21 protein-coding genes are annotated in these 26,568 nt (G+C 57.9%); 13 read left to right on the top strand and 8 right to left on the bottom strand.

Annotation, left to right across the window (positions count from 1 at the left end; all coding sequences use genetic code 11):
- The first annotated feature begins 80 nt into the window (after positions 1–80).
- Positions 81–542, top strand: coding sequence for a ribonuclease HI (gene rnhA / locus ACFQY0_RS11910; RefSeq protein WP_379712609.1), 462 nt, complete (start codon positions 81–83; stop codon positions 540–542).
- Positions 543–578: 36 nt separating this feature from the next.
- On the opposite strand, the gene ACFQY0_RS11905 is transcribed toward rnhA, so the two are convergent.
- Positions 579–1,397, bottom strand: a complete 819-nt coding sequence (locus ACFQY0_RS11905; RefSeq protein WP_379712607.1) for a PrsW family intramembrane metalloprotease — start codon at positions 1,395–1,397, stop codon at positions 579–581.
- A 206-nt stretch (positions 1,398–1,603) separates the two neighbouring features.
- Here ACFQY0_RS11905 and ACFQY0_RS11900 point away from each other — a divergent pair, with 206 nt between their 5' ends.
- The gene (locus ACFQY0_RS11900) at positions 1,604–2,113 is read left to right on the top strand and encodes a gamma carbonic anhydrase family protein (RefSeq protein WP_379712605.1); all 510 of its coding nucleotides are present in this window, start codon (positions 1,604–1,606) and stop codon (positions 2,111–2,113) included.
- 56 nt (positions 2,114–2,169) lie between these two features.
- On the opposite strand, the gene ACFQY0_RS11895 is transcribed toward ACFQY0_RS11900, so the two are convergent.
- The 4 genes from ACFQY0_RS11895 to ACFQY0_RS11880 all read right to left on the bottom strand — a co-directional run bounded on the left by ACFQY0_RS11895 (position 2,170) and on the right by ACFQY0_RS11880 (position 7,019).
- The gene (locus ACFQY0_RS11895) at positions 2,170–2,556 is read right to left on the bottom strand and encodes a response regulator (RefSeq protein ID WP_379712603.1); all 387 of its coding nucleotides are present in this window, start codon (positions 2,554–2,556) and stop codon (positions 2,170–2,172) included.
- A gap of 77 nt (positions 2,557–2,633) precedes the next feature.
- Positions 2,634–4,868, bottom strand: a complete 2,235-nt coding sequence (locus tag ACFQY0_RS11890; RefSeq protein WP_379712601.1) for a PAS domain-containing protein — start codon at positions 4,866–4,868, stop codon at positions 2,634–2,636.
- 65 nt (positions 4,869–4,933) lie between these two features.
- Positions 4,934–5,593: a L,D-transpeptidase gene (locus tag ACFQY0_RS11885; protein ID WP_379712599.1), complete on the bottom strand. Its 660-nt coding sequence runs from the start codon at positions 5,591–5,593 to the stop codon at positions 4,934–4,936.
- 88 nt (positions 5,594–5,681) lie between these two features.
- On the bottom strand, positions 5,682–7,019 hold the full coding sequence (locus ACFQY0_RS11880) for a tetratricopeptide repeat protein (protein ID WP_379712597.1): 1,338 nt from the start codon (positions 7,017–7,019) through the stop codon (positions 5,682–5,684).
- 97 nt (positions 7,020–7,116) lie between these two features.
- Here ACFQY0_RS11880 and ACFQY0_RS11875 point away from each other — a divergent pair, with 97 nt between their 5' ends.
- Positions 7,117–7,635 carry a hypothetical protein gene (locus tag ACFQY0_RS11875; RefSeq protein WP_379712595.1) on the top strand — a complete coding sequence of 173 codons (519 nt, stop codon included), beginning with the start codon at positions 7,117–7,119 and terminating at the stop codon, positions 7,633–7,635.
- Between the two features lie 18 nt (positions 7,636–7,653).
- Positions 7,654–8,169 carry a YbjN domain-containing protein gene (locus ACFQY0_RS11870; RefSeq protein WP_379712593.1) on the top strand — a complete coding sequence of 172 codons (516 nt, stop codon included), beginning with the start codon at positions 7,654–7,656 and terminating at the stop codon, positions 8,167–8,169.
- Between the two features lie 14 nt (positions 8,170–8,183).
- On the opposite strand, the gene ACFQY0_RS11865 is transcribed toward ACFQY0_RS11870, so the two are convergent.
- The 3 genes from ACFQY0_RS11865 to ACFQY0_RS11855 form a co-directional block, all read right to left on the bottom strand.
- Positions 8,184–9,287 (bottom strand): glycoside hydrolase family 88 protein, encoded by a 1,104-nt coding sequence (locus ACFQY0_RS11865; RefSeq protein ID WP_379712591.1) that lies wholly within the window; start codon positions 9,285–9,287, stop codon positions 8,184–8,186.
- Between the two features lie 205 nt (positions 9,288–9,492).
- Positions 9,493–12,144: a hypothetical protein gene (locus ACFQY0_RS11860; RefSeq protein WP_379712589.1), complete on the bottom strand. Its 2,652-nt coding sequence runs from the start codon at positions 12,142–12,144 to the stop codon at positions 9,493–9,495.
- Between the two features lie 165 nt (positions 12,145–12,309).
- On the bottom strand, positions 12,310–13,023 hold the full coding sequence (locus ACFQY0_RS11855) for a type II secretion system protein (protein ID WP_379712587.1): 714 nt from the start codon (positions 13,021–13,023) through the stop codon (positions 12,310–12,312).
- Between the two features lie 214 nt (positions 13,024–13,237).
- On the opposite strand from ACFQY0_RS11855, the gene ACFQY0_RS11850 reads away from it, so the two are divergent.
- The 9 genes from ACFQY0_RS11850 to ACFQY0_RS11810 all read left to right on the top strand — a co-directional run bounded on the left by ACFQY0_RS11850 (position 13,238) and on the right by ACFQY0_RS11810 (position 26,387).
- A complete protein-coding gene (locus ACFQY0_RS11850) occupies positions 13,238–16,009 on the top strand; it encodes a beta strand repeat-containing protein (protein ID WP_379712585.1) in 2,772 nt (923 codons plus the stop codon).
- A 110-nt stretch (positions 16,010–16,119) separates the two neighbouring features.
- Positions 16,120–17,553, top strand: a complete 1,434-nt coding sequence (locus ACFQY0_RS11845; RefSeq protein ID WP_379712583.1) for a sulfatase — start codon at positions 16,120–16,122, stop codon at positions 17,551–17,553.
- 289 nt (positions 17,554–17,842) lie between these two features.
- Positions 17,843–18,844, top strand: a complete 1,002-nt coding sequence (locus ACFQY0_RS11840) for a hypothetical protein (protein ID WP_379712581.1) — start codon at positions 17,843–17,845, stop codon at positions 18,842–18,844.
- A gap of 630 nt (positions 18,845–19,474) precedes the next feature.
- Positions 19,475–20,530 (top strand): hypothetical protein, encoded by a 1,056-nt coding sequence (locus tag ACFQY0_RS11835; protein WP_379712579.1) that lies wholly within the window; start codon positions 19,475–19,477, stop codon positions 20,528–20,530.
- Positions 20,531–20,917: 387 nt separating this feature from the next.
- Entirely contained in the window at positions 20,918–21,052 is a 135-nt protein-coding gene (locus ACFQY0_RS11830; protein ID WP_379712577.1) for a hypothetical protein, read from the top strand.
- Positions 21,053–21,082: 30 nt separating this feature from the next.
- The gene (locus tag ACFQY0_RS11825) at positions 21,083–22,534 is read left to right on the top strand and encodes a sulfatase-like hydrolase/transferase (RefSeq protein WP_379712575.1); all 1,452 of its coding nucleotides are present in this window, start codon (positions 21,083–21,085) and stop codon (positions 22,532–22,534) included.
- Positions 22,535–22,555: 21 nt separating this feature from the next.
- Positions 22,556–23,431: an alpha/beta hydrolase gene (locus ACFQY0_RS11820; protein ID WP_379712572.1), complete on the top strand. Its 876-nt coding sequence runs from the start codon at positions 22,556–22,558 to the stop codon at positions 23,429–23,431.
- A 7-nt stretch (positions 23,432–23,438) separates the two neighbouring features.
- A complete protein-coding gene (locus ACFQY0_RS11815; protein WP_379712570.1) occupies positions 23,439–24,920 on the top strand; it encodes a sulfatase family protein in 1,482 nt (493 codons plus the stop codon).
- 18 nt (positions 24,921–24,938) lie between these two features.
- A complete protein-coding gene (locus ACFQY0_RS11810; protein WP_379712568.1) occupies positions 24,939–26,387 on the top strand; it encodes a sulfatase in 1,449 nt (482 codons plus the stop codon).
- Positions 26,388–26,568 lie beyond the last annotated feature (181 nt).

The following is a 26,568-nucleotide window of genomic DNA, read 5'->3' as shown; positions in this document are numbered from 1 at the left end:
AGCACTCGGCGCTTCAACACTGGATCGGTGGAGGAACTTGCTTGCTAATTATGGCAGATCCCTCCATTCGCAGCCCGCGCGTGAAGAAAGTAGAAATCCACACCGACGGAGCCTGCAGCGGAAATCCGGGCCCAGGCGGCTACGGGGTGGTAATGGTCAGCGGAAGGCATCGTCTCGAGCTCTCTCAGGGCTATCGCCGCACCACCAACAACCGCATGGAGCTCCTCGCCTGCGTGGCTTCGCTCGAGGCTCTCAAAGCGCCATGCGAAGTCACCTTGGTCTCCGACTCACGCTACGTCGTGGATGCCATGACCAAGAACTGGCTGCGCGGATGGAAGTCACGCGGATGGCTCACATCTAACAAGCAACCGGTCAAAAACAAGGACCTGTGGATGAAGCTCGAAACGGCGGCATCCCCGCACAAGATGACCTGGAAATGGATCCGGGGCCACGTGGGACACAAGGAAAACGAACGCTGTGACGCGCTCGCCGTGGCCGCCGTAAAATCGAGGAACCTTCTCGAAGACAGCGGCTTCGAATAAGCCGCCACACTGCGCCATCCGCGGCTCGGCTAGTCCTCAGCAAAGCCGGATCATGTCCTTGATGAACTGACCCCAGAGGAAGAACAGCCCGCGCACCGAGTATTCGAAATGGCGTTCTCCGCTTGGTCGGATCACCCCCGCTTCGAGATTGTGACGGATCTGGCTTTTCATCTCCGCTTCGATCATTGCCTCCATTCCCTCAGGATCGGGAATCTGCAAGCTCTCCCGGTCCACCTTCATTTTCGTTAGAAAGTCCTGATGGTCCTTCAGAATCTGGTGAAAACAGTTTCGCTCACAGGGGACGTGGTTCCACTTTACCTCTGGCGAACATTTCAAGGTCGGCGAGAAGGGATAATTCGTGGTTCTCCAGATTCGTCCCTCAGCATCGCGCGAGGTCACGGTGATGAAAGCGAAGGCCACCTCCTCCTGCTCGCACAGACAAATCGCCGACTCCGCACGCTCCTCGGGATTCCAGTGCAACTTGAAGTACTGCTGCATGCCGGACCACTCCCACCCGCAGTCATCCACGTGATCGAAGCCCGCCTCTTCCATCGCGGACTCCGCTTCGGATGCATGGGGAAAAAATGCCGGGTCGGGTGGCGTGCGGTGCCGAAGACTGTTGTCCATCGGCAAACGCATGCGGCGAATCCGCGTCAGCAGCTCGATCCACGGCAGAAGGAACCACGGAATGATGCCGAAAAATCCGCACCACCAGCAATCCGTCAGAAAATAGAAGAGCGCAAACCCCGCCACCAAAAAACCCAAAGCCCCCAGCTTGCGCGGCATGGCTCGGCGCGACGAACGCAGTCCCATCGCGAGGACAGCGAGGCCAACGACGACAAGGGTTTCACGCATAAGAATTTTAGAAAGGGAGGGAGGTCAGATAGGTGTCGGAAAGACCGCAAGCAAAGAGCATCACAGCGATCCGTCAAGGGGTGGGATTCCGTATACTTTGGCAAGGGCACTCATCGGCCGGGATTTGACCACTGTCCAGCCATTCATCGGCTCAAAACCCAACTCTCCACTGGCCCTCCCCGGCCTCCTATGCCAGATTTTTCCCGATGGCCATCGAATCTTACGAATCCTACTCTCCGGAGATCCACCCCAGCGCCTTTGTCGCTTCCAGTGCAGACCTCATCGGCCGCGTCACCCTTCACGAAGAATCCAGCGTGTGGTACAACACCACCCTGCGCGGCGACATCAATGAGATCGTCATTGGCCCCCGCTCCAACATTCAGGACAATGCCGTCGTTCATCTTGCCGATGACTACGGTTGCTACGTCGGCGAACTCGTCACCGTCGGCCACTCCGCCATCATCCACGCCTGCACCCTGAAAGACGAAGTCCTCGTCGGCATGGGGGCCATTGTTCTCGATGGAGCCGTCATCGGAGAGCGCTCCATCATCGGGGCCGGCGCTGTCGTCACCGGCGGCACCGTCATTCCTCCGGGATCCCTAGTACTTGGCACCCCCGCCAAGGTCGTCCGGACGCTCTCCCTCGACGAACAGCAGGGCGTCAAACACTGGGCCGAGAAATACGTCAGACAGTCGAAAAAGTACCTCGACCGCTGAAGCCGCCACTCAGGATCCGCCTTGAACCAAAAAACCTCTCAGGCTTCCGGCCTCAATCATACTCCCTCATCGAGGTGCTTCTGAATGCAGGCGAGAATCGTGTCGAATCCGGACGTCTTACTGACGAAGGGCAGACCGCCCGTCTGAGTTTCGCCATCAATCGTATCAGGATTCTCCTCCACCAGAGCTGTCAGCATCATCACCGGCACCTTGCTGAGACCGGGCTCGGCGCGGATCTGCGCCACCACGTCTCCCCCATCCATTCCGGGCATGACCACATCCACAATGCACAGGTGAGGGTGGAACTCGCGGGCGGCTTTCAAGGCCAATGAAGAATCATTGACCTGGCGCACCAGAAAATCTCCGGATTCCTCAAGGTTCTCCTTGAGCAGGGCAGTGAAGTCAGGCTCGTCGTCAACTATGAGGATTCGGGTCGTGCGCATTTGCTACTAGATAACCCCTAACTTCGGTTCCATGCAAGCTAAGGCTTCGTCACAGCTGTCATCACACGGGGCCAAACTCAGATTTTCAAGGTAATCGTCGCCCGCACCCCGCCTTCCGGCCGATTGGCCAGGTCCAGCGTGCCCTGATGCAGCTCGATGATTTTACGTGAAACCGAGAGCCCCAAGCCCGTTCCAGCTCCGGTCGGCTTGGTGGTAAAAAACGGATCGTAGATTTTTCCCGAATTCTCCTCACTGATCCCGGTGCCCGTGTCGTCGATCTCGATACGCACCACCCGATCTCCAGCCCGCAGGTGGCCTGCGGTCCGCACTCCTTCGTCACGCTTCACGCCCTTGAGCTTCGTCATGTATGTCCGCAGGGTCAGCTGTCCGCCCTCAGGCATCGCATGCATGGCATTGATCATCAGATTCACAATCACCTGCTCCACCTTGGTCGCATCAAGGTTCACTTGAGGAATGTCGTCGGCCAACTCCTCGGCCACCATGACGTTTGTCTTTTTCAGCTGATACTCGACAAGTGCCAGCGAATCGCGAACGACCTCGTTCACCTCCTTTGGCTCCAGTGCCAGTTGACGGGCGGATGAAAAGTCCACCAGGCCCTTGACGATTTTCTTCGCCCGCTCGATGCCGCGCTTCATGCGTTCGATCGTTTCGCGGCCCTTCTCATCATCTTCCGGAATCCGTCGGGCCAGCAACTCGAGCCCCATTCCGATCATGGCCAGCGGATTCTTCACCTCGTGTGCCACGCCCGATGCCAGGCGCCCAACCGACTCCATTTTCTCCGCTTGAATCAACTGCTCCTGGGCCTGCTGCAGATCATTGTTGGCGCTGACCAGGTCTTCGTTGAGTTGCCGGGTTTCTTCCTCGGCCCGCTTGCGATCCGTAATGTCTGTCGAGATGCCACCCACAGCGTGAACCTTGCCGTTGATATCACGCAGCGGAAATCTCGCCGTCACATACCAGTGAGGCTCTCCCTCCACGTAGAGTTCCTCATCCATCTGGACCGACCTGCCTGACTGGATGACCATCAGGTCATTTTCCCGGAACTTGTCGGCAGCACTCCGGTCCCCGATGAAATCATGGTCCGTGCGACCGAGCACATCCTCGCGCCCGATTCCGAACATCTCTTCGTAGCCGCGATTGACCATCAGGTATCGTCCATCCAGATCCTTCAGATAAACAACCGCCGGACTGTTATCCATCATCTCCTGGAGGCGTTTCTCCGTCTCAATGAGATCCTGACGGGCGCGTCTTGCCTCCGTCACATCCCGATCCATCCCGACGATTCCCCACGAACGACCTTCCTGGTCGAGCAGCGGGACCTTGGTCGTCACCATGTTCCGGATCTCACCCTCCTGAGTTTTGAAGGTCCAATCCCGGTTCAGAATCGGGTTGCCGCTGGCGAGAATTTCCAGGTCTTCTTCCGCACCGCGATCCACGACTTCCTGCGGGAAAAATTCCTTGGGCGTTTTGCCGATCATCGATTCCGGAGACTCGGCGCCGACCCAATCGGCCATCGCCTTGTTGACGACCAGATAGTGGCGACCTGGATCCCGCACAAAGATCCGGTCCGGAAAGCTGTCGATCAGCGACCTCAACACATTCCGTTCCCGCTCCAAGGTGTTCTGGGTTTCGACAAGCTCCGTCACGTTGCTCGACATCCCGAAGGTGCCGATAATCGTGCCATGGCGATCCCTGAAGGGCATCTTGGTGGTCAACACCCATCCTTCCTTACCATCGGCGAAGGTCTCATGTTCGATGAATCCGGTGATCCCCTTTCCTGTTTTAATGATCTTTTTTTCATCCGCCAGCGCGGGGTCCGCGTGCTCCCGATCGAAAAAATCGTGGTCGCTTTTCCCTTCGACATCGGCCGGATGGGCGAGCCCGAAGCTCTTCGCCATGCTCTGGTTCACCTGAAGGAATTTCGAGTCGAGATCCTTGAAATAGATATTTGATGGAATGTGCTCCATCAAGGTCTCGAAATAGTGATCGAGCAACTTGTGACGATCCTTCAGCTGATAGAGCTCATCAGTGATATTGCGGTTCTGCTCCACCAGCCGTTCCGCGAGGATTTCCGACTCGCGGTTGGCATCGCCTGCCTTGCGGCGATGATTCCATGCCAAAGCAACAATCGACAGACCGGAAACGGCGCCTGCTGCCACCCGCGCGATGGGTGATGCCTCCATCACCACCAGCCACACGACACCCAGCACCCCAGAGAAAGCGAGTGCCACCCTCAGGGTCTGCTCGTTGCCCAGGACGCGCCTGCTTGCCTCTACCTCCTTATGATCCATTGGTCCGTTTCTCCTAGAAGAACACGAACCCGCCTCCGGTGTAAATCACCCATTCTGTCCCCGGCTCACTCCACGATCACCGGAGTGCCCACCTTGACCTTGCTGAAGACGGTGGGAACCGCCGAGCGAATGCCACGAATGCAGGCATGCGAAGCCGGATATCGCCCACTTGGAATCGGCCCGATATGATGACCCACACCGTCCCAGGTCATGCGCATCCAGTAGGGCATCGGTGCGCCGACAAACTTGCCACCTTCCGGCACGGCAGCAGGTGTTTCTTCGCCGTAAACACGATTGCCTTCCGCATCATAAACCTTGCCGTAGGCATTGGATGCCTTGTCCACGATCTTCTCCAGAATCGTATAATTCCCAGGAGGTGTCGGTCGGCTCTTCGTGCCGCTGGAGATCGGATAGTCCATGGCCACTTCTTCACCATTCATCAGGAAGGCACGCTGCATCGAAAGGGAAACGACAATCTTCGAGTTCTCGGGATTGGTACGGGCCAGAACAGACTCGTCCTTCCACACCTTCATTGTCTTGGGATAATCCTTCTCCGCCTTGAAGTGGTCATAGGTGCCCGGTTCGAACGGGTTGACGTGCTCACCATCCTTGTTCACCGGCTTTCCGTCCGGACCAAGCGTGATCTTATTCTGGTTCGCGCAGCTTGAAAGCAGCACAGCAGCAGCACAGGCAAAAACGCCGAATAGATTGAATATCAGTTTCATCAGAGAATCCCGGGGGCCGGGGTCTATAACCGAGGAAGTTCCCCAGCGCAACCCCGGGAATCCGGAAGCACTCCGGGGGCCAAATCCCCTATTTCGCCAAGGAATCCGCTCGTTTTTGCAGAGCCTTCGCCGCCGCTTCATTGCGCCCTTCCGCCAGCCAGATCTCCGCCAGTCGTCTCATCGCCGCGGCCATTTCTCCTTTAGCTTCCGGAGGATACGCCTTGATCGCCGCTCGCAAGCGGTCCTCGGCCGGTGTGACTTTTCCCTCCTCCAAAAGACACTCGGCAAACTCCCTCATGAATTCTGGTTGCGTCGCCGGGCCATCCACTCCGGACAAGGCCTCGGCCTCACGGAAAAGTCGCGATGCCTCATTCCGCGTCTGCGGATCCCGACGCGTCGCAATCGCCAACTGCACGGCGATCTCGGCCACCTCCGGAAAATCGTAGAGCCCTTTCTCTAACAACAACCGCGCTTCCCGCGCCATCCCTGCCTCCAGGAACTCTTCCGCCAGAGTCGCGAATTCGTCCGCATCGCCACCCCGGATCTTGAGTACTTCCGCCGCATGCGGCCGTGCCTCATCGAGCCTCTCCTGTTTTCGATAAAGCTTCGCCAGAGCCTGGTGGGCAAGCGCCTGCCGGGGATCGATCTCCAGCACCTCCTTCAGCACCCCCTCTCCTTCATCCATCCGCTCTGCTGCCAGCAACAACACCCCCAAACGCACCCGCAACTCCAGTGATGAGGGAGCCACCTCCACATGCTTTTCTAACATCACCACCGCTTCGTCGAGACGGCCCGTCTTGCGAAAATGCTCGCTCGCCGCCCGAGCCAACCTTGGATCCGTCGGCCCGCGCGCCATCGCCTGATGAAAAATCTCATCGAGCTTCGTCTGCACCGCCGCGTCGTCGTCCGGAAAAAGCGTCCGCGCCATGTCCGCGGCCAGCAATGCCGATTGCCCTCCGCTCACCTCACCCTTCCTGACCTGATCGAACAGCGCCAGGGACTCGTCCCGCATGCCGCGCTGCTCATAAACCCGAAATAGCCGCTGAATTACCCCCGCATCTCCGGAGGAGCTTTCGAGCGCCCGTTCAAGCGCCTCCGTCGCCAGCTTGGCAGCGAAGTCATCATTCGGTGCCGCCATGCGAAGGAAGTCCGAATACGCCACCTGAGCAGCGACTGCATCCGGCCGCGCCATCGCCAACTCCCGGTAAACTTTTGATGCCCCTTCAAGATCCCCTGCCTGAAACCGACCTTGGCCAACACGCGACACCAAACTCATGGCCTCCGGATCCGCCGCCAGCGCCTTCTCGAACCACTCCAAGCCCTCATTGCCCCGAGCTTCCTCCAGCACCCCTCGCGCGAAATCGAGCTTCGGATCCGCCGCCAAGGGCATGACCAAAGCGAAAGCCCACCAAGTCTGTTTCAGCATTCGGGAATCCTTGCCGATCGTGCCCGTAAAACAAGGGCCAAGATCCAACTCCCGGCCGAGCCTAGCAGCTCCGGCAGATGTCACCGAGTTCAGGAACATGCCATCAGAACGCTCTTCCCATCCGCCGCCACTCCGCAAATACTCCGGCCTGATGGCCGTCGCCGAACCTCACAAGGAGCTCCGCTTCACCCGCTCCGCTCAAGCCGTTCCCTTCTGGATCGGCGCAGCCATTTTCGGCATCGCGACCATTATTCTGCTGACAGTCAGCTTCTACCGCTCGGACAATCCCGCCCTTCCCCACCCGCTCTGGGCGGCCATTCCGCTGGTTCTCACCTGGCTCTGCGTCCGGATTGCCATCCGCTGCACCAAGCACGCCTACCTGATCCTATCACCGCTCGGCGTCGAGGTTTTCCCCTTTTTCAAGCCAGCCAGCGGCATGCAGATGATTCCGTGGACACAGATCACCGAAGTCGAGGAGGGCTCGCATCTCATCACCCTCCACTTCTCCGAAGATCAGAGCAGCGGCATCCATCTCTCCCTCTCTCCCATCGAGAAATCCAAACGCCCGCTCCTCGCCAAAGCCCTCACAGGCCGGGTCAACAAAACTTCCCTGTAACCTACTCTCTCAAACACCATGCGCCCACCCTCACTCCAAATCCTCTCCGTCGAAGAAGCTTTCGGTAAGAACAACTGGCACTGCGAAGCCGTCGACGGCAAGGACGTGCTCCAGGCCGTCTTCACCGGTCATCACACCCGCATCGAACTCTTCGCCCAGGCCTACACTCCGATGAATGCGCTCGCCATCATCGGTGAGATGCCCCTGCCGGTCGACGACGACCACCAGCCCGCCGTGCTCGAACTCCTCGCCCGAGCGAACAAGTTCCTCAACCTCGGCGGGTTTGAGTATGATCTCGACCGTTCCCGACTCGTCTTCCGCATCACGAACATTTTCGAGAGAGAGAAGTATGACGCCGACATCGTCACTTCAATGGTCCACTGCACGGTCGCCGAGATCGATCGCATCGCGCCTTACGCCACCACAGTGGTGCGCACTCCTGAAGATCTCCTTCCCGATCTTGATCTTCAGCTCCTTCTGATGCGCGAGGATTTCATCCCGCCCGTTCCCGGCGATGAGGACGACCTGCCGTAAGATTGGCAGGCGGTTTACCACCAATCCACCTTCAGGCCCAGCTCGCTTGCCAGGGCCTGCATGAAAAAATAATCTCCCCAGCTTGTGTAGGCATTCATCGCCTTGCCAAGGCCGGCACCCACCTGCCCTTGCTTGAGCAGGCCCCGGCACTGAGCTGAGCGATCAAGGTACGCATCCGAGCAGAGCGCCTCGAGCATCTGATCCTTGCAGTCGGAAAACTCGGAGGTTCCCACACCTTGCGAGATCATGTTCTGGATCGCGCAGATCGCCACCGCAGACGAGGAAGAATCACGGATAAGCCGCTCATGATCCTCAAGCTTGAAATCCCAAACCGGCACCTTTTCCTCATCAAGCAACGAAACATACTTTGCTGTTAGAGCATTGGCAGCATCGAGATACCGCTCATCGCCGGTGTGTTGGTATCCGAGCGAAAACCCATACATCCCCCAGGCAGTTCCGCGCGCCCAGTGAGATGAAACATCGCGCCCGCAGTAGTTATCTCCGCCCAGTGGATTTCCCGTGGCGGGATCGAAGCGGAAGGCGTGGTAGACCGAATCATCATCCCGCAAAAAATACTCCAAGGTCGTATCCGTGTGCCGAATCGCCAGATCCCTGAGGCACTTGTCTCCCGTCTCATTGGAAGCCCAATAAAGAAGCGGAAGATTCATCAGACTATCGATGATCGCCAAGCCGCTGTAATCGGTATCGTGTTCATTGACTCGGCCCCAGGCGCGAAGGTACTCGCCATTGGGAACGAAACGATTTGCCAGCGCCTCCGCGGCACGCAGACCTGACTCACGATGCCTCGCTTCACCTGTCACCTTGAACAAAGCGACCGAGTAAAGGGTGTAGAGAAAACCCAAGTCATGCATCGTCTCCACGGCATGATTCTCAAGTTTCCGTAAATAACTTTCATCGAGCGCCTCAACGTCCGAAATAAAATTCCGCTCACCTGTGCGAAGATAGGACAGAACACCCATCCCTGTGAAAAACGACGTGGTCCAGTTGCCGATTTCGTGAAAACCTTCCCGGCGGTTCGCATAGTCACCATGCACATCGAAGCCCCAACTGGCGGGTGCGGCGGCCAGGTCGGGCAGATTGATTCGGGTCTTTGCCACAGCAAGATCAAATGCCTCAGAGAGAACATACAACTCCCTCTTCTGCGGAGCCGCTTGCACATTTGCTGTGTCCTTCCCTGATTGATAATGCATTCCTTTGAGCCGAAACCTTGTGTTCAGAACCTGCACAAGGGAAGGAGCGAAAGCAGTAACTTTCCGGGTTTCCTTGTAAACTCCTCAGCCATCCAAATGGACCCACCGTCTTTCATCGGAACAGCTCGGGGAGAACCACATTCGCCTCGACTTCAAATTCCACCGGCCCGCTCGCTTGGCACGACCACAGTCCGTCAGCACCCCGCTTCAACGAAGCACTGACTCCCAACGGCCCTTTCGCCCTTACTATCATCCCCGGAAAACCCATAACCCTGCCTTCACCAAGATAGATTTCGTCGATTTGCCCCGCTCTTCCAATCACCACGCCAAACCTTCCGTCAAAGTCGAAGCCCTCGACTGACGTCTGCTCCCCTGGCACTTCGGATTCCATGATGAGAACTCGCATCGACTTTCCATCCACCACCGCCGCACTGACGCCCTTGCCCCCCTTGGCCTTCCGCACGCTCTCAATCGCTGGACCGCGCTCTTTGGAATACGGTTCATAAACCGCCACAAATGGTCGGCTCCAGGCTTCGCCCTGCTGGCGGACCAGCACCGTCGGCATCGCCAATTTTGCAACAAACGAAGGCAAGCCGTTGCGGATGGCATGATTCGGTGGGGCTTCCACTGAGAAGATCTCACGGTCTTCACCACCTAACATCCACATGTCCATGGTCACCGAGGATCGCTTACGAAACCTGAGTTCAAAGCGCGCCCGGAAGTCCGTTTCACTCTTCAGGCACCGTTCTTCACGGAAATAATCATAACCCTCCAGATCACCGTGCTGCTCTCCGAGTCGCTCGCATTTTTCAAGGGCCAATCCTTCGCCATCAGGGTCGGTCAGCACCCCCCTCTGGGCCATGCCGTGATAAAGATAGTCGTGATGCCCTTCTTGTGCTCCATCCGCAGCACGCGAACGGAACAGGTCAAAATAGAAGCCGGAATCCTTCCCCGTCCGGATCATGGCAAGTGTCCGCCTCTGGGAAACGAGCGGCTTTAAAAAATGGAATTCGGCCTGAGCAAAGCCAACACGTTCACTAACGGCCTCCTGCTGCAAGCCTGGCTCGACCGCCAGCAACTTCATCTGAAGCTGCCGTGGTGGAAGCAGCGGATAATCAGCCTTTCCGCTCGGGATCACGGTATTGTGTGAAGGCAGCCTCGAATAATAATGCCGCTGGTCCCGCTGCCAGTAACTCGATCCCCGTCCCGGATCAGGACCAAGAATCAACCCCGCACCGAACAACTCAATTGCCAAGCCATTGGTGTGGGCATGTCCGCCAGCGGTCCCATACATCGCCGCCGAGAGGCTGTCTCTCCACTGCGGCGCCGGCAAACGCATCATCAGCACATTCAACGGTTCACCGAAATAGGATCGCTCCACATCTCCATACGGGGCCGACACATCCCGCAATTCTCCGACATAATTGGTCAGGGCATACAGGTTGTCCTGACGTTTGCGGTCATAGTGTCCGCCCTCGATTTCCCGCATCAGGTATCCAGTCAAGCGCATCTCCTGCTCGAGGTTTCCATGTTTCCGCGCACCGGCGATGAGCATCTCGAGGGCCTCCGCATTGATCCGAGCATTGACGGTATCTCCAAGGCCGATCGACAAGCCATTCGGATAGGTCAACTCCGCCTGGGCCAACAAGGCACGTTCCAGAACCGGACTCTCCAGCAGATCCTTCCCTTCCGGATCGGTGGAAATCAGAATGGCCACATCAAGAATGCTTTCTGTTGTCTCAAAACCATATCCCGGCGCTTCAGGCCACAGTGCCGTCTCAGGATCAAAGCCCTTTTTCACCACCTCCATCAGACCCGTCTGACCCGGAAGCTCCGCATTCAACACCAGATCGAGATAGTAGCCCCTGCCTTTCCCGTCGGCATAGGTCTCATTCGGCTCGAGAACCAGGCATCCATGCGCCGCGATCTTTGCCTGAAATAAGTTCCAGTTTCCCTCATTCAGACCTCCTTCGATCACGCGATCGACCATCCGCTTGATTCCCTCCTGAATGAGGCTCGTATCCTTCCCCTTTTTCTGCAGGTAACCATGGAGAAAATCATAACATTCGCTGATCAGGATCAGAATATCCTCGTGAATCACCTCGAAGGAGGTTGTCCCGATGATTCGTTGGGAGCCATTTTCCGGGTCTTCAACCCTGGGTGGGAGCACGTGGGAAAAGCCCGCCATGTAGGTCCACAAAACCGGTGCGGCAACCTTCGCGTAGCGCTCCTCACCTGTCATCCAGTAGAGAAATGCTGCCTCCGCCGCCAACTTCATGATATGCCGATTGGCAATCTCAATCGTCTGGCCGGTCGTGCTGGGATGAATCCATTCCCCTCGCCCGTCCTCGCGATTGATCAGCCAGATATCGTCGGCCCATGAGTTATAAGGCTTCCAGTGGCCAAGCTTCGACGGCAATCGGTGAGTCGACTTCCAATCCCTCGCACCGGCGAATCGCGGCGTCGGCACCGGAGCCCGACCTTCACCGCCGATCCACTTGGAATCGAGGGTTACAGGGAGCACATAGTGCGTCTCCCAATTCATCATTAAGCGGCACCTCAACCAATGAGGATCCCTGGCCACCTCGGCCGCCACCTCATCCACCCGCTTTTTCATGGCGGTGTATGCGACCTTCGCCCACTCGTAATTCCGCACCTTCTCCCTCATGGCCTCCCGCTCATCAGGCTGAACCAGAAGCCGCGGGTGTTCTGCCCCGGCGATGGGGCACATCAAAATTAATGCCAGAAGAACGAAGAATTTCATCGAGTGAATCGGACCTATGGAAGGAGGGTTACCTCCCAAGGTCAAATAAAGACACTCGATTGAACTTTTGCTTCCTGTCCCGTCTTTCAGACAATTTCCCCGTCGGCGACCGACGGGGCAGGCCCGCATTGAGCCCTTTCAAGCTTTCCCCTAGGGAAACGCCCCTTATCTGGGGTTGAGATTGATATCGAGCTTACCGACCCGGCCATCCCAGTAGAGACCCAAGCGGTAGCTGCCGTGCGCCATTTCATCAGCGAGGCCGTCGAACCAGCCCGGCGTGCTGCCATTGTAGTTCGGATGGAGACTGTCGTTCTCCGTCATCATCAAGCGCATCGACGGATTCCCCATCTTCGAGATCGCGGCGGACCATCTCATGGGTGCCCGGTGATTGGTCGGATATCCAAATGGCAGAATACTTGGTTCCGGACGGCTTGGATTCTCAATCTCTCCTCGTCCGCTGTAGACTTGCTGCATGATCAGCATCGATGGACCACCATCCGCCGTGCTCTTCTTGAAATTCTCCGATGCCAGTTCCTTGAAGTAGTGCCCGTCCTCCGGCTCATCAACTCCCAGATACGGGTGGATGGAATTCACCAAACCCTTCTTACCTTTGTAATATTCCGGGCCGACACCACTGAATGCTGTTGGAAGAAATCCATTGTTGTCTGCAGTATACATGTTGATCGCACTGTAGACCGTGCGCATATCGTTCATGTCCACCATCGCTGAAGCATTACTCTTCATGCGCTTGTAGCCGGAGAAAGAAAGCGCGGCGAGGACCACGATGATCAGAATGACCACCATCAGTTCAGTGAGAGTAAAGCCTTGTGACTTTCGACGGGCAGCGCCCTTCAACTCATTGGAGTTTTGATACTTCATGACTCGGAAGATCATCTCATCCTCCCTCTCCCGCAAGTTGGAATACCTTGAAGGGAAGTCACCCTGTTGACCTCCCTGTTTTTATATCGTATAAGTATAATTCCTTAGGTCAACAGAGTAACTAGAACACACCTTCCCCGATAGCAGTAACCGCACTAGGAGTCCCGCCGTAATTGATCGGCATCGAGTCTGATGCTCAAAACTCACTAAACTCATGAAACCTAAAAATAGCCCATCCCGCGGCACCTCCCTGTCCACCTCCTACGCGCTGCGATTCGCCATGGCAGCCGCATTGATCACCCAGGCCCATTCCCAAGTCTCCAATTGGCAAGGCATGGGGAGCGATAACAAATGGTCTACCGATGCCAACTGGGATGTCACTCCCATCAACGGAGAATCGCTCATTTTTGACGGGACTGTCGGTCTGGCCAACGCCAATGATTTCATCACTGCGCTTGACGGCATTGCCTTCACCTTCGCTGCAAATGCCGGCTCGTTCGTGATCAGCGACGGCGGTGCAGGTCCTGTCACGATTGGAAACAATGGCGCCAGCACCGCTCTTGCCACTCTGGAAAATACCGCGCCTCAGGAAATTGCTCTCGACCTCCAACTGGCAGGCGGCAACCGGGACCGCTACATCAATTTCGTCGAAGGAAGTAAGCTCCGACTCAGCGGAAACGTCGACTCCTCCAACAGCTGGCTCTTCCCGGCCGGTGGAGCAGGAACCCTTGAGCTCACGGGCGACAACTCAGGTCCTGGAAACGGCACGATCACTGCCGGCACCAACAACATGCGCGCTTTTTGTCGCCTCAATGCCGCCGGTCAGACGATCGCGCTCGGCAGCCCAACCGCCCTGGGTGAAACCAACCAGGATTTCGCGAACCTTCGCGGACTCCGCATGAACGCTGGCAACCAGGTCCTCACGACCGTGGACGGCATGGATCTCACCGGCGAAAACAAGCTCGATTACACCATCAGCTGGCAAGAGAGCACCAGTTATGTCGGTGCCGGCGACATTGAAGTCGGTGGTCTGATCTATACCAAGAACAATGGACGCGCCTGGAGTGTCGACGGTGGTGGTGAATTCATCATTTCCGGACACGGCATCATCCTCACCAGCCGTGCCGAAGCCCAGATGATGATCCTCCAGCCGCTCAACGGCAATGTCATCACGGTCAATGGCCCCATTCACGACACTTACCAGAGTGACGGCATCGTAACTCAAACGGCCGGAAACGGCGGTGTGCTTACAGACGGCATCCTCCGCCTCCAAGGAAGCGGCACCATTAATCTCAATGCGGACAACAGTTCGACCATGAACGCCGAAGTGCTCCTCAATGGCGCCGACGTCACCGTCAAACTTGGCAATGCCAACGCCCTCGGCACCTACGGAGATCCTACGGAAACAGTCACCTCCGTCTCCGTGGAAAAGCTTGCCAGCACTTACTCCGCTCCTGAAGACCTTCCGAATGAAGTCGAGGTCGACAACATCACCGACATCGCGATCGGCTATCTTGTCACCGGCCCTGGAATCCCGGAAGGCGCGGTGGTAACGGCCATTGATCCAGAATATAACGTCGTCACCATGGATATGGCCGCGACCGAAGAAGCAACTGGAGTCACCTTGACCTTCAGCGGTGAGATCGTCGAATCCGATACTCCGGGTCGGACGAACATGAATGCCGGCACACTCGATCTGAATGGCTTCGCGGTCAATGAGACCTTCGTGAATCTTGCCACCAACCATCGCTTCATCAACAGCAACATGGACACCCCCGCGGAAGTCCTCAGCGATATCGTTGGACAAGGCAACCCACGCTTCGACGGACCAGGAGACCTGATCTTCAGCAACATCCTGCATCCTTCCGGACTCACCCGTCGCATGTTCAAGAACGGCACAGGCACCCTCACGCTGGGTGGCGATGTCTCCAACAATCGCTACGGCCTGACCGTTGATGAAGGGGACGTGATCCTGGCAAAGACCAGTGGTGAAGCCGTGAGCCGCTTCCCGCTGATCATCAACAACGCCGACAGCACGGTGACTCTCGTCAATACCGGCGAGCAGATCAACAACGCGAACGACGCCAACGGACTCCACCAGATCAATGCGGGCACGCTTGACCTGAACGGATTCAGCGAGTCCCTGGCGGGACTCACCACCACCAGCGGCACCGAAGCGGGCGGCATCGTCACCAATAGCAACAATGCATCCATTTCGACATTCACCCTTCTCGGTGTGAATGCGACTGCTGCTGCAGAAAATGATGTGACATGGCCCGGAGCCATCACCGGCAACATTGCCCTCGTGAAAAAGGGTGCTGAAGCCCAGGCCTTGACTGGACCCAACTCCTACACCGGAAGCACCTCGGTCGAAGCTGGAACCCTCAGCCTCGCCAGTGCCACTCTTGCCGATGGTGCAAACGTCATGATCGCCGAGTTTGATGCTTACCTCAACCTGACCCACGGTCTCACTGACACCGTGGCCGGGCTGATCATCGGAGGAGTCTCCCAGCCCGCTGGTGTCTATGGCGCCATCGACTCCGGAGCTGAGTATGAAATCGACCAGATCACCGGAACCGGCCTCCTCAATGTCACGGCCGCTGGCGGCAACGACTACGACAGCTGGGCCTCGGAATTCAGCCTCGTCGGAGGACCAACCGATGACGATGACAATGACGGTGTCTCCAACGAAGACGAATACGCCTTCGGCCTGAATCCAACCAGTGGTTCGTCGGTCAATCCGATCACCCAACAGCTGGACCCGAGCACTGGCACCTTCAAATACACCCGCCGCAACACGGCTGCCTTGAGCACTGGCCTGAGCTACAGCTACGAATACTCCACCACCCTCAGCGGTAGCTGGACTCCATTCACGCCGGCTTCGGAAACCAGCGACAATGGCAACCCAACGGAAACCGTCACGGTGACCGTGCCCGCCAACTTGCTGAGCGAAACCAAGTTGTTCGTCCGCACCCAGGCTGACTAAACGTCGCCCGAGCAGGCAGACCTGCTTTTGCAATCATATCCAAGAGCGGCAGTCGAAAGACTGCCGCTCTTTTTGTTTCTTGCACCACGAATTGGATCCTAGGCTCCCTTATGATTCTCCGCCTCCTCGCCCTCATCACTGTCTTTCTGGCCACTCGGGCAGGAGGGAAGACGAATGCTCTCTTCATTATCTGTGACGACCTGAATTGCCACCTCGCCTGCTACGGCCACCCCCAGGTCAAGACCCCGAACATCGATCGCCTCGCCGAGCGCGGCCTCCGGTTCGAAAACGCTTTCTGCCAGTTTCCGGTCTGCGGACCAAGCCGGGCATCATTCATGACCGGGCTCTACCCCGACCAGACCGGCATCCTTGCGAACAAGATCCTTCTTCGTGACCGGCTTCCTACCGTCCTTTCCCTAAGCCAGATGTTCCGCAACCACGGTTGGCACGCCACACGCATCGGGAAAATCTATCACTACGGAGTGCCTTCCGACATCGGCACCGCGGGACACGATGACCCGGCATCGTGGGACGACACCTTCAATCCCCGTGGCCGCGACAAGGATGATGAAGAGAAGATCTTTTCCCTCAAGCCGGGACAATTCGGCGCCACCCTCAGTTGGCTGGCAGCGGAGGGCGACGATGAGGAGCAAACTGATGGCATCGCCGCCACCGAAGCCGTCGCGCGACTCAAGCAATATCAGTCCAACAAAGAGCCCTTCTTCCTCGCTATCGGTCTCTACCGCCCCCACACCCCATTCGTCGCGCCCAAGAAGTATTTCGACCTCTATCCCCTGCAAGACATCGAGATCCCGAGCACACCCCCTGGATATCTTGAAACGCTTCCACCTCCCGCTCGCAAGGCCCTGCGCGCGCACAAGGAGCAGGTCGACCTTGATCCCAAGCTTGCCCGCCAGGCGATCCAAGCCTACCTCGCATCCATTTCCTACGCCGACGCCCAGATCGGCCGGATTCTTGATGCCCTCGATGATACCGGCCTCGCCTCCAACACCATCGTCATCTTCACCTCTGATCACGGCTACCACGTGGGCGAGCATGGTCATTGGCAGAAGCGCTCCCTTCTTGATCAAGGCTCACGCGTTCCCTTCATCATCGCCGCACCGGGCATGAAGACCAAAGGCGCCACCACCTCCTGCCCCGCCGAGATGATCGACTTCTACCCCACCCTCGCAGAGCTCTGTGAAATCAAGCCCCCTGCCGAACTTCCAGGCGTGAGTCTCGTGCCCGTTCTCAGCCAGCCAGCCGCCCGGCCTCGTCTCGATGCGCTCACCAAACAGGACGGCGGTTACAGCCTCCGCACCGAGCGCTTCCGCTACACCGAGTGGGGGAAGAAGGGCGCGGGCGGCAATGAACTCTACGACCACCAGAGTGACCCCGAGGAGCTTCACAACCTCGCCAAGGATCCGGCTCATGCCGAAATCATCGAAAACCTCGCAGCTCGCCTCCACCAACGTATCACCGAGGCCAAAACGATCCCGAAGGGTTTGAAACAGACCAAGGGACCAGCACCACTCCGCCACTGAGGAATTTCATCCTCGACCTTCCTGTCGTTGATGGAGGCGTTCGTCCAAGCCACTTCGATCGCCAGTCTTCCCGCGGCATGCCTTTGAAGGCAAATCAACCTAACACCGCGAGCCTCCTCATTTTTTCCCTTCCTAACAGCCTCCCTGCGCAACAGGGAAACTTGAGCACCCCTTGAGACCCGTCGCTTCAGGCTGTGAAGTCGGAAATTGTCAAGAGCAGCTCGGACGGGACCCTCCCTGAGATGAGTGATTCGCCCCAAGCAAACCAATAGAACCAATAGAACCAGTGATGATCCCCCAAACCAATATCCTCGCCACCGGCATTGCCGGCATCTTTCTAACAAGCTTCTCGGCTCAAGCAGCACTCTGGGACGGAGGCGGACTAGGCGACGAATTCTCCACCGCCGAGAACTGGGCGGACGACACGTTTCCCGGCAATCTCGAGGCGGGCGCAAAACTGGCTGAAATCAATGGAGTCTTCACCGTGGAGCGTTCCGTCGATTCCGTCGTGGAACGATCGTCCGTCGGAGGAGGCGCCACCCTGAACATTCCAAGCGGCACCCACAGTGATGACCAATCCGGTGCAGGCACCCGAACCTATGTGGGCAACGGAAGCGACGGCACCGTCGTCCAGTCCGGCGGTAGCTGGAACATCGGGCACGCCCTCGTCATCGGAAATGGTGCGAGCGGAAACGGGCTCTATGTGTTGAACGGCGGAGACCTGCTCCTCACCCGCGGTGCCAATTCAGTAGTCGACCCTCAGTTTGGTCGTCCTTCCCTTGATGTCGCTGGCAATGGTGGCGCTGGCTCAATCGACATTTCCGGGGGAACCTTCGCGACGCGATTCGGTGTGAACATCGGTGCCAACGGCACTTTTCACGTGGCGCAATCCGGACTCACCGTCGGCATCGCTACCACGAGTTCAGGTGACGGTTGGTGGATCCAGAAAGCGGGTGGCACCCTCAGAACCGGCATCGATGCAGGTGGAGCCACCAATATCATCGTTCAGGATAGCGTGGCTGCGAAAGGCGTGCTGTTCGAGGACGGGGCAATTCTTGACCCATACGATGCAGGTGGCGCAGGAATGAACACATGGTTCACCGTCATGACCTTGTCGGGCGAGGGAGCCTTCGACGATCAGGGTTTGAGCCTCAGTCCTGACGCGATTTCAGCAGGTTGGGAGAAGCAACTGGTTGGCAGCTCATTGCAGGTTCGCCTGATTCCCGAACCATCCGTCGCCCTCCTTGGCGGCCTCGGACTTCTTGGCCTCCTTCGACGCCGACGTCACTAATTTCACGGGGATTCAGACCCCCGTAGGAACGTTTCTTTCGAGAAACCAAGCGCCCACCTTCGTTCTATGGGTTTTTCGAAGGTGGGCGTATTTTTTTGCCCGCGTGGCAGTGGGATCCAAAGTGATTCAGGGATGCTCGATCTCCCAATCGGTCGTCCAATGACTACCCACCCTCTCATCAGGATCGAAGGTGGAACGAATGCCGCAGCCCCGAGGAATGCGCTTCGGAAAACCCGTATTTTCGCCTCGTGAGAGCAAGCTCCCACGCCAGCGAAAACCTCGAATTTCAAGCAGGTTTACCGGGTGACTTGGACAGAGATTGCATTCGCGTAGAAAGTCGCCATTTCGCGGATACGTTTAGAACTGAGAACGGACACCAACCCACCCACATTATCAATGAATCCCGGGTTTCACAGGCAACGTTTACTTCTTGGAGTCGTCACGGCCGACTCGATCTCCTTCGTTTCTGATGGTGCCAACGAGCAGTTCGCCTGCCAGATCCTCACCTCGGGCTAAAACTTTCTCAATCGGGGCAAACCGTGAGCTATCATGGGTGAGCTGCCTCTAAAAAAAATCTAGATAAGCCCAAATCCGCCAAGTGGACAGCTTCTCTACCCACAAACAAAACAAATGAAATCAACCACCCGACAGATGCTCGCCGCCACGGCGATCACCTTGACTTCCGCCCTCACGGTGAATGCCGCCACCTGGATTGGCGGCACCGGCACCGAGTTCTCGACCGCAGCAAACTGGGATTCCGGCATTGCTCCTCCAGGAGAATCGAACGAGACCTACATCATTTCGGGCCCGGTGACCGTCGATCGCACGGAGAGCAGCTCGACATTCAATACGAATGTGGAAAACGGAGCCACGCTCAATGTCTCCGGCGGCACCCATAACGACAACCGCGCGGGCAATACCATCCGGAACTTCGTCGGCAGCACCACAGCGGGCACCGTGAATGTTACTGGAGCAAGCACCTCCTACTCCATCGGCCATGTCCTTGCGATCGCCAATGGCAACAACGGGAACGGCGCCTTCACTGTTTCAGACGGTGCTTCAGTTGACATCTATCGTGGAAGCAACAACCTGATCGGCACCGGCGGCGTCGTTGGCGGCATTACCTACAACGCATCGCTCAGCATCGGTACGGCACCAGGCAATACCTCGACCGGTCTCTTCGAGATTTCGGGCGGCTCCCTTTCGACACGCGTCGGCGTCAACGTAGGTAATGGCGGAACCTTCAGCGTGGTCGGTTCAGAGGTCAGCTCCATCGTGCTGGGTGGCTCGAACGTCGATGCCGGCTGGTTGATTCTGGCTGCTGGTTCGACATTGAAGGCGACCATTGACGACTCAGGGATCACTCCGATTTTTGTCGAGAAGTATGCCGGAACCAGTGGAACCTTCATCCAGAGTATCGTCAATCTGGCATCAGGGGCACTCCTCGACATGGACTTCGCGAGTACCCCAATCGCTGGAACCTGGACCTTGGTAGAAATGGAAGATGGAGACATCGTCAACGACGGCTTCGCTCTGACTGATAGTGACATCGCGGCAGGCTGGTCGTTCTCCGTTGATAATAGCGGCACCAACGGACTGCTGCAGGTCACTTACGTCCCCGAGCCAAGCGGAGCCATCCTCGGCGGCCTGGGTCTCCTCGCTCTGTTCCGTCGCCGCAGGAACTAAGCAATCCCAATCCTCAAAACCAGCCGCCGTCGACCTCCCGGGTCGGCGACGGCTTTTTTGTGGCACCCGATCCCGACCGCTTTCACCAAGAGAACTGCCCTCCTGAGCCAGCGGTCAACCGTGTGACCTGTATTCAAATTGAGATTTGGAAAGGTCGCTCCAAGGCTCTTACGTAACGAGGGCTGGACCCAAGCACCAACCCTTTCCTTTCTTCCAACCATGGCATCTGAATTCCGTCTCCAATGTCTCACTCTCCGATTCTTTGGAGCGAGATTTGCGTCGACCGGACTGCCATCACTGATCGACCGGAAAAAGAAGGAGACTGTTCGAATCACCCTCACGCCGATCTGCATTTCCGCCCCGCCTCTCACGTATGGTTCGGCCTGAATGAAATCCGCCCGCGTAAGGCACGGCCGGCCGCCGGCGACCGGGGGCGTTCAGGTGACCGACAGCTCCCTTCGGAATGCCTATCCCACACCCAGCGAACAGCGCATCGAAGCCCCCCAGATTTTCAAATCCTGAATCTTTCCCACCAACCCTGACCTACTTCCCATGAACCCCTGCCAACGCTCTTTCCAACTCCTCGCCGCCTTGTTGCTGACTCCCCTCACCGTCGTGCACGCAGAGGAGATCGTCACCAAGCCAAACATCGTCCTCATCGTCGCCGATGACCTCGGCTACGGTGACCTCAGTTGTTATGGTGCCACATTGATCGACACACCCAACATCGACCGCCTCGCCAGCCAGGGCAAACGCTTCACCGACGCCCACGCTGCGGCCACCGTCTGTTCGCCATCGCGCTACGCCATCCTGACCGGGCGCTCTCCCTGGCGTTTGGGGAAAAAGGGCAACGGTTACCGCATCGAGCCCGGCCGCGTGACCATGGCCTCGCTACTCAAGGATGAGGGCTACAGATCCGCCGCCATCGGCAAGTGGCACCTCGGCTACAGCAAGGACTGGAACAAGCCCCCGATCAAAGGACCTCTCGAAGTCGGCTTCGATTACCATTTCGGGGTGCCGCAAAACCACAACGACAACACCCGCTGCTTCATCGAAAACCACGACATCGTCGGCCGCGAACCGGGCGTTCCCTACCGTATCGTCGACGACAAGGATTTCCCTGAAGGACTGGCCGAGCCACGCATCGAGGACCAGGTCGACAGCACCCTCACCGCCAAAGCCATCGACTTCATCCGCCGCAACGCCGAGCGGCCGTTTTTTCTCTATTTCACGCCGACCGCACCGCACACCCACATTACCCCCGCCGCCAAGTTCCGCGGTACCAGCAAGGCGGGCCTGTTAGGTGACTACGTGCAGGAGCTCGACCACCACGTCGGCGATATTCTCGGCACCCTCGACGAGTTGAAACTCACCGACAATACGCTCGTCATCTTCACCAGCGACAACGGCGGCAGCTACAAGGACTTCAAAGGCACCTCGGGCACCAAGCTCAATCTCGCCAGCGAAGAGGGCGACATCCTGAACAAGTATCAGACCGCCAAGGAGGACGCCAAGAAGATGGGCCACTCGACCAACGGCATCTGGCGCGATGGCAAGGGTCACCCCGAAGAAGGAGGCCACCGCATTTCGTTCATCGCTCGCTGGCCCGGAAAAATCCCCGCCGGCACCACCTCCGATTATACCCTCAACCTCGCCGACCTGATGGCGACGTCCGCCGATATCGTCGCTGCGGAACTTCCCAAAGATGCTGCTGAGGACTCGATCAGCATCCTTCCTCGTTTGCTCGAAAAGCAGGATGCTCCCGCCGTTCCGCGCACCATCTATGTTCAGGGAGACACGCAGAATGACGCCATCGCCATCTGCTCCGGACGCTGGAAAATGATCGCCGGCAAGGGCAGCAAAAGCGTGCCGCCCGTCCAGCTCTACGACCTTCACAACGATCCGAGCGAACTGAAGAATCTCGCCAAACAGAATCCGGAGCTGGTTCAGCGCATGCTCGCCGGGCTTGAGAAAGCGCGCAAAGACGGTCGCACCCGTCCTTGAAGAACATTCCATTCTCTTCTTATGAAACATCTCGCATCGACCCGCCTCCTTTCCTGGATCTCGATCCTCAGTCTTGCAGTTCTCAGCCCCCTCACTGCTGCCGATCTCAAACCTGACCGCACGGTCACCTACAAAACGATCGGCGATACCAAGCTCCAGATTGAGATTTTCGAACCTGAAGATCACAAGCCCGGCGAAAAGCGTCCGGCCATCGTGTTCTTCTTCGGCGGCGGTTGGAACGGCGGCAGCACCAAGCAGTTCCATCAGCAGGCTGAAACGCTTTCAGAACTGGGCATGGTCGCCTTCTGCGCGGACTACCGGGTCAAAAGCCGCAACAAGACCACCCCCTTCGAATGCGTCAAGGACGGCAAGTCGGCCATCCGCTGGGTCCGCGAACACGCTGCCGAACTCGGTGTGGATCCCGATAAGATCGTCGCGTCCGGAGGTTCCGCCGGCGGCCACGTCGCCTCCTGCACCGACCTCATCAGTGGTTGCGAAGAAGAAGGTGAAAATCTCGAAGTGAGCTCACGCCCGAATGCCACCATCCTTTTCAATCCTGTTCTCGACACCACCAGCAAGGGCTACGGCGCCACCAAGTTCCAAGCCGACCAACAGACCGTCCTCTCCCCCTGCCACCAGGTCAAAAAGGACCTCGCGCCGACCATTGTTTTCCATGGCACCAAGGACACCACGGTGCCCTACGAAAACGCGGAACGCTTTACGGATCTGATGAAGAAGGCCGGCAATGAATGCACGCTCATTCCCGTCGTCGACAAAGGCCACGGCTCCTTCAACTCCCTCGCCTTCCGACCAAAGAATGACAGGGCCGACTACGATCTCACCATGACGAATTCGATCGAGTTCCTGCAAACCCACGGCTTCTTGGAAAAGAAGTGATTGCTCCATGAAATTCCCGTCTTCACTCATCATTTCGCTGCTTTCCTGCGCCCTCACAGGGCAGCTCATTGCCGAGAACGCGAAACCCAACATTGTCTTCATCCTCGCCGATGACATGGGCTATGGCGATGTCCAGTGCCTCAATCCCGAGCGCGGCAAAATCGAGACGCCAAAGATCGATCAACTCGCCTCCGAGGGCATGATCTTCACCGACGCCCACACCAGCTCCTCGGTCTGCACGCCCACCCGCTACGGCATTCTAACAGGACGCTACAACTGGCGCACCCGGCTGCAGCGATTCGTCCTCTACGGGTATGACAAGCCCCTCATCGCCGCCGATCGACTCACGGTTCCCGGCTTGCTGAAGGCCAACGGCTACACCACGGCCTGCATCGGCAAGTGGCACCTCGGCATGGGTCTCCCGGAAGGCGAACCCAACCCCATCATCACCGACGGACCGACCACCCGCGGATTTGACAGCTTCTTCGGCATCAGCGCCTCGCTCGACATGCCGCCCTTCGCCTTCATCGATGGCGACCGCTTTACCCAGCCTCTCACCACCACCAAGAAGTGGCAACGCACCGGCGCCGCCGCCGCGGACTTCGAGGCGGTCGACGTCATCCCCACCTTCACCCGCAAGGCCGTGGAGTTCATCGGAGCGCAGGCCAAGACGGAGAAGCCCTTCTTCCTCTTCATGCCCCTGACCTCACCACACACTCCCATCGTGCCCAACAAGGAGTGGCAGAAGAAGAGCAAGATCGGCAGCTATGGCGACTTCGTCATGGAAACCGACGACGCCATCGGTCAGGTGCTCGACGCTCTGGATGACGCCGGCCTCCGCGACAACACCCTGGTGATCGTGACCGCCGACAACGGCTGTTCGAAAGCCGCCAGAGTCCCGGCGATGGAAAAGAAAGGTCACTTCCCGAGTGCCAACCTGCGCGGGTTGAAGACCGACATCTTCGAAGGCGGGCACCGCGTCCCCTTCATCGTTCGCTGGCCGGACCAGATCAAAGCAGGCAGCCGTTGCGACGAAACGATCTGCCTCAACGACCTCATGGCCACCAGTGCCGAAATCGTTGGAGCCACTCTTCCTGACAATGCCGGAGAGGACAGTGTCAGCATCCTTCCCGCCCTCCGTGGCAAGCCGATCCCTCCACAACGCGAAGCTCTCGTCCACCATGCCATGGAAGGTGACTTCGCCATCCGTCAGGGAAAATGGAAACTCATCCTCTGCTCGCATTCGGGTGGTGTCAGCGACCCCAAATACAATAGCGTCAAAGCCACCACGCTTCCCGAAAATCAGCTCTACGATCTCGACAATGATCCCGGCGAAACCAGTAACCTCCAAGCCAGTTACCCGGAAGTCGTCGCCGCCATGACCAAGCAATTGGAAAAGATCATCGCCGATGGCCGCAGCACCCCAGGCAAACCTCAGAAAAACGACGCGCCGATCAAGATGCGCAAAGTGCACAAGACGCAGGAATAACCCCAGCAATCCTTTGCCATGAAAACACCGACCCTTCTCATCGCGGCCCTGATCATCCCCGGCATCTCCCCCGTGGCCGCCGAGGACCTAAACAGGCCCAACGTCCTCTTCCTCGTCTCCGATGACCTCCGACCCGACCTCGGCTGCTACGGCAATGCCGTCGTCAAAAGCCCGAACATCGACGCGATCGCAGCTCAGGGACTCGTCTTCAATCGCGCCTACTGCCAGCAGGCCGTCTGCTCGCCCTCGCGCAGCAGCGTCATGACCGGGGCACGACCCGACACCACCGGTGTCACCAATCTGACAACCCACTTCCGCAAGGCGATGCCCGATGTGGTGACCCTGCCGCAACTCTTCAAGAACCACGGCTACACCTGCAGGGCATACGGAAAAATCTACCACGGCGACCTCCAGGACCCGCCTTCATGGTCACCGGAGAAGGAGCAGTCCTCACTTCGCGGCCTCTTCGATTCGCAGACCTTCACCGTCGCCGACGAAAAGCCCGTCAAGCTCACCAAGACCAATCGAGGTCCTGCTTTCCGCAAGACCGATGACCCTCCCAACGGCGGAGGCGAAGGCAAGCTCGCCGATGAAGCCATCGCCGCCTTGAAGGAACTCAAGGACGAATCGAAGCCCTTCTTTCTCGCCGTCGGTTTTCACAAACCTCATCTCCCCTTCAGCGTTCCGAAATTCTACTGGGACCTCTACGATCGCGAGGAAATCCCCCTTGCCTCCAATTACTTCCTGCCGAAAGACGCGCCGGAGTTTGCCTTGGTCGATAAGCCGGAGATGTGGAACTACAGCGGCGTCCCCGACACCGCCGATCTCCCCGAGGATTACCGTCGCGACCTCAAACACGGCTACTACGCCGCCATCAGTTATATGGACGCCCAACTCGGCCGAGTCGTCGACGAACTCGACGCCCTCGGCCTGCGCGACAACACCATCATCATTCTGTGGGGCGACCACGGCTGGAAGCTCGGCGAGCACCGCCGCTGGGCCAAGCACAGCAACGTCGAAGACGATACCCGCGCACCACTCATCATCGATGTTCCCGGCATGAATGACAAAGGCGCCAAAACCGATGCCCTCGTTGAATTTGTCGACATCTACCCGACTCTGGCCGATCTCGCTGGCCTGCCGCTTCCCGAGCACCTCGAAGGCAGCAGTCTCAAGCCGTTGATCGAAGACCCTAACAGGGAATGGAAAGACGCCGCATTCAGCCAGTATCCGCGCAGCCACAAGGGCAAAAAACTGACCGGCTATTCCATGCGCACCGACCGCTACCGCTTTACCCGCTGGGTCCACACCAAGGACCATTCCAAGGTCGAAGCCATCGAACTCTACGATCACGAAAAGGATCCGCAGGAGAACGTCAATATCGCGAAGAACCCGGAAAACAAAGCGCTTATCGAAAAGCTTACCAAGCAGGCCGAAGCTGGCTGGAAGGGTGCGATGAACCCGTAAACGGCTCATTCATGATCCGCCGCGATCTCGCCCACCTTCGCCCAGATCGATCAACCCGGCATTCAGGGGGAACACCTCCACCATGATTGGCGAGCGTCACCTCAGAGAGAGGCATCACGGACCGTTCGGTCGCCCGTGAAGTGATTCGACTCACACGAAAAAAGCCCCCCAGGCCAATCGA

Origin of the sequence: Haloferula chungangensis, assembly GCF_042664875.1 — a bacterium.
GTDB lineage: Bacteria > Verrucomicrobiota > Verrucomicrobiia > Verrucomicrobiales > Akkermansiaceae > Haloferula > Haloferula chungangensis.
Note: the sequence above shows the minus strand (reverse complement) of the source record. Positions and strands in the feature narration are given on the sequence as shown.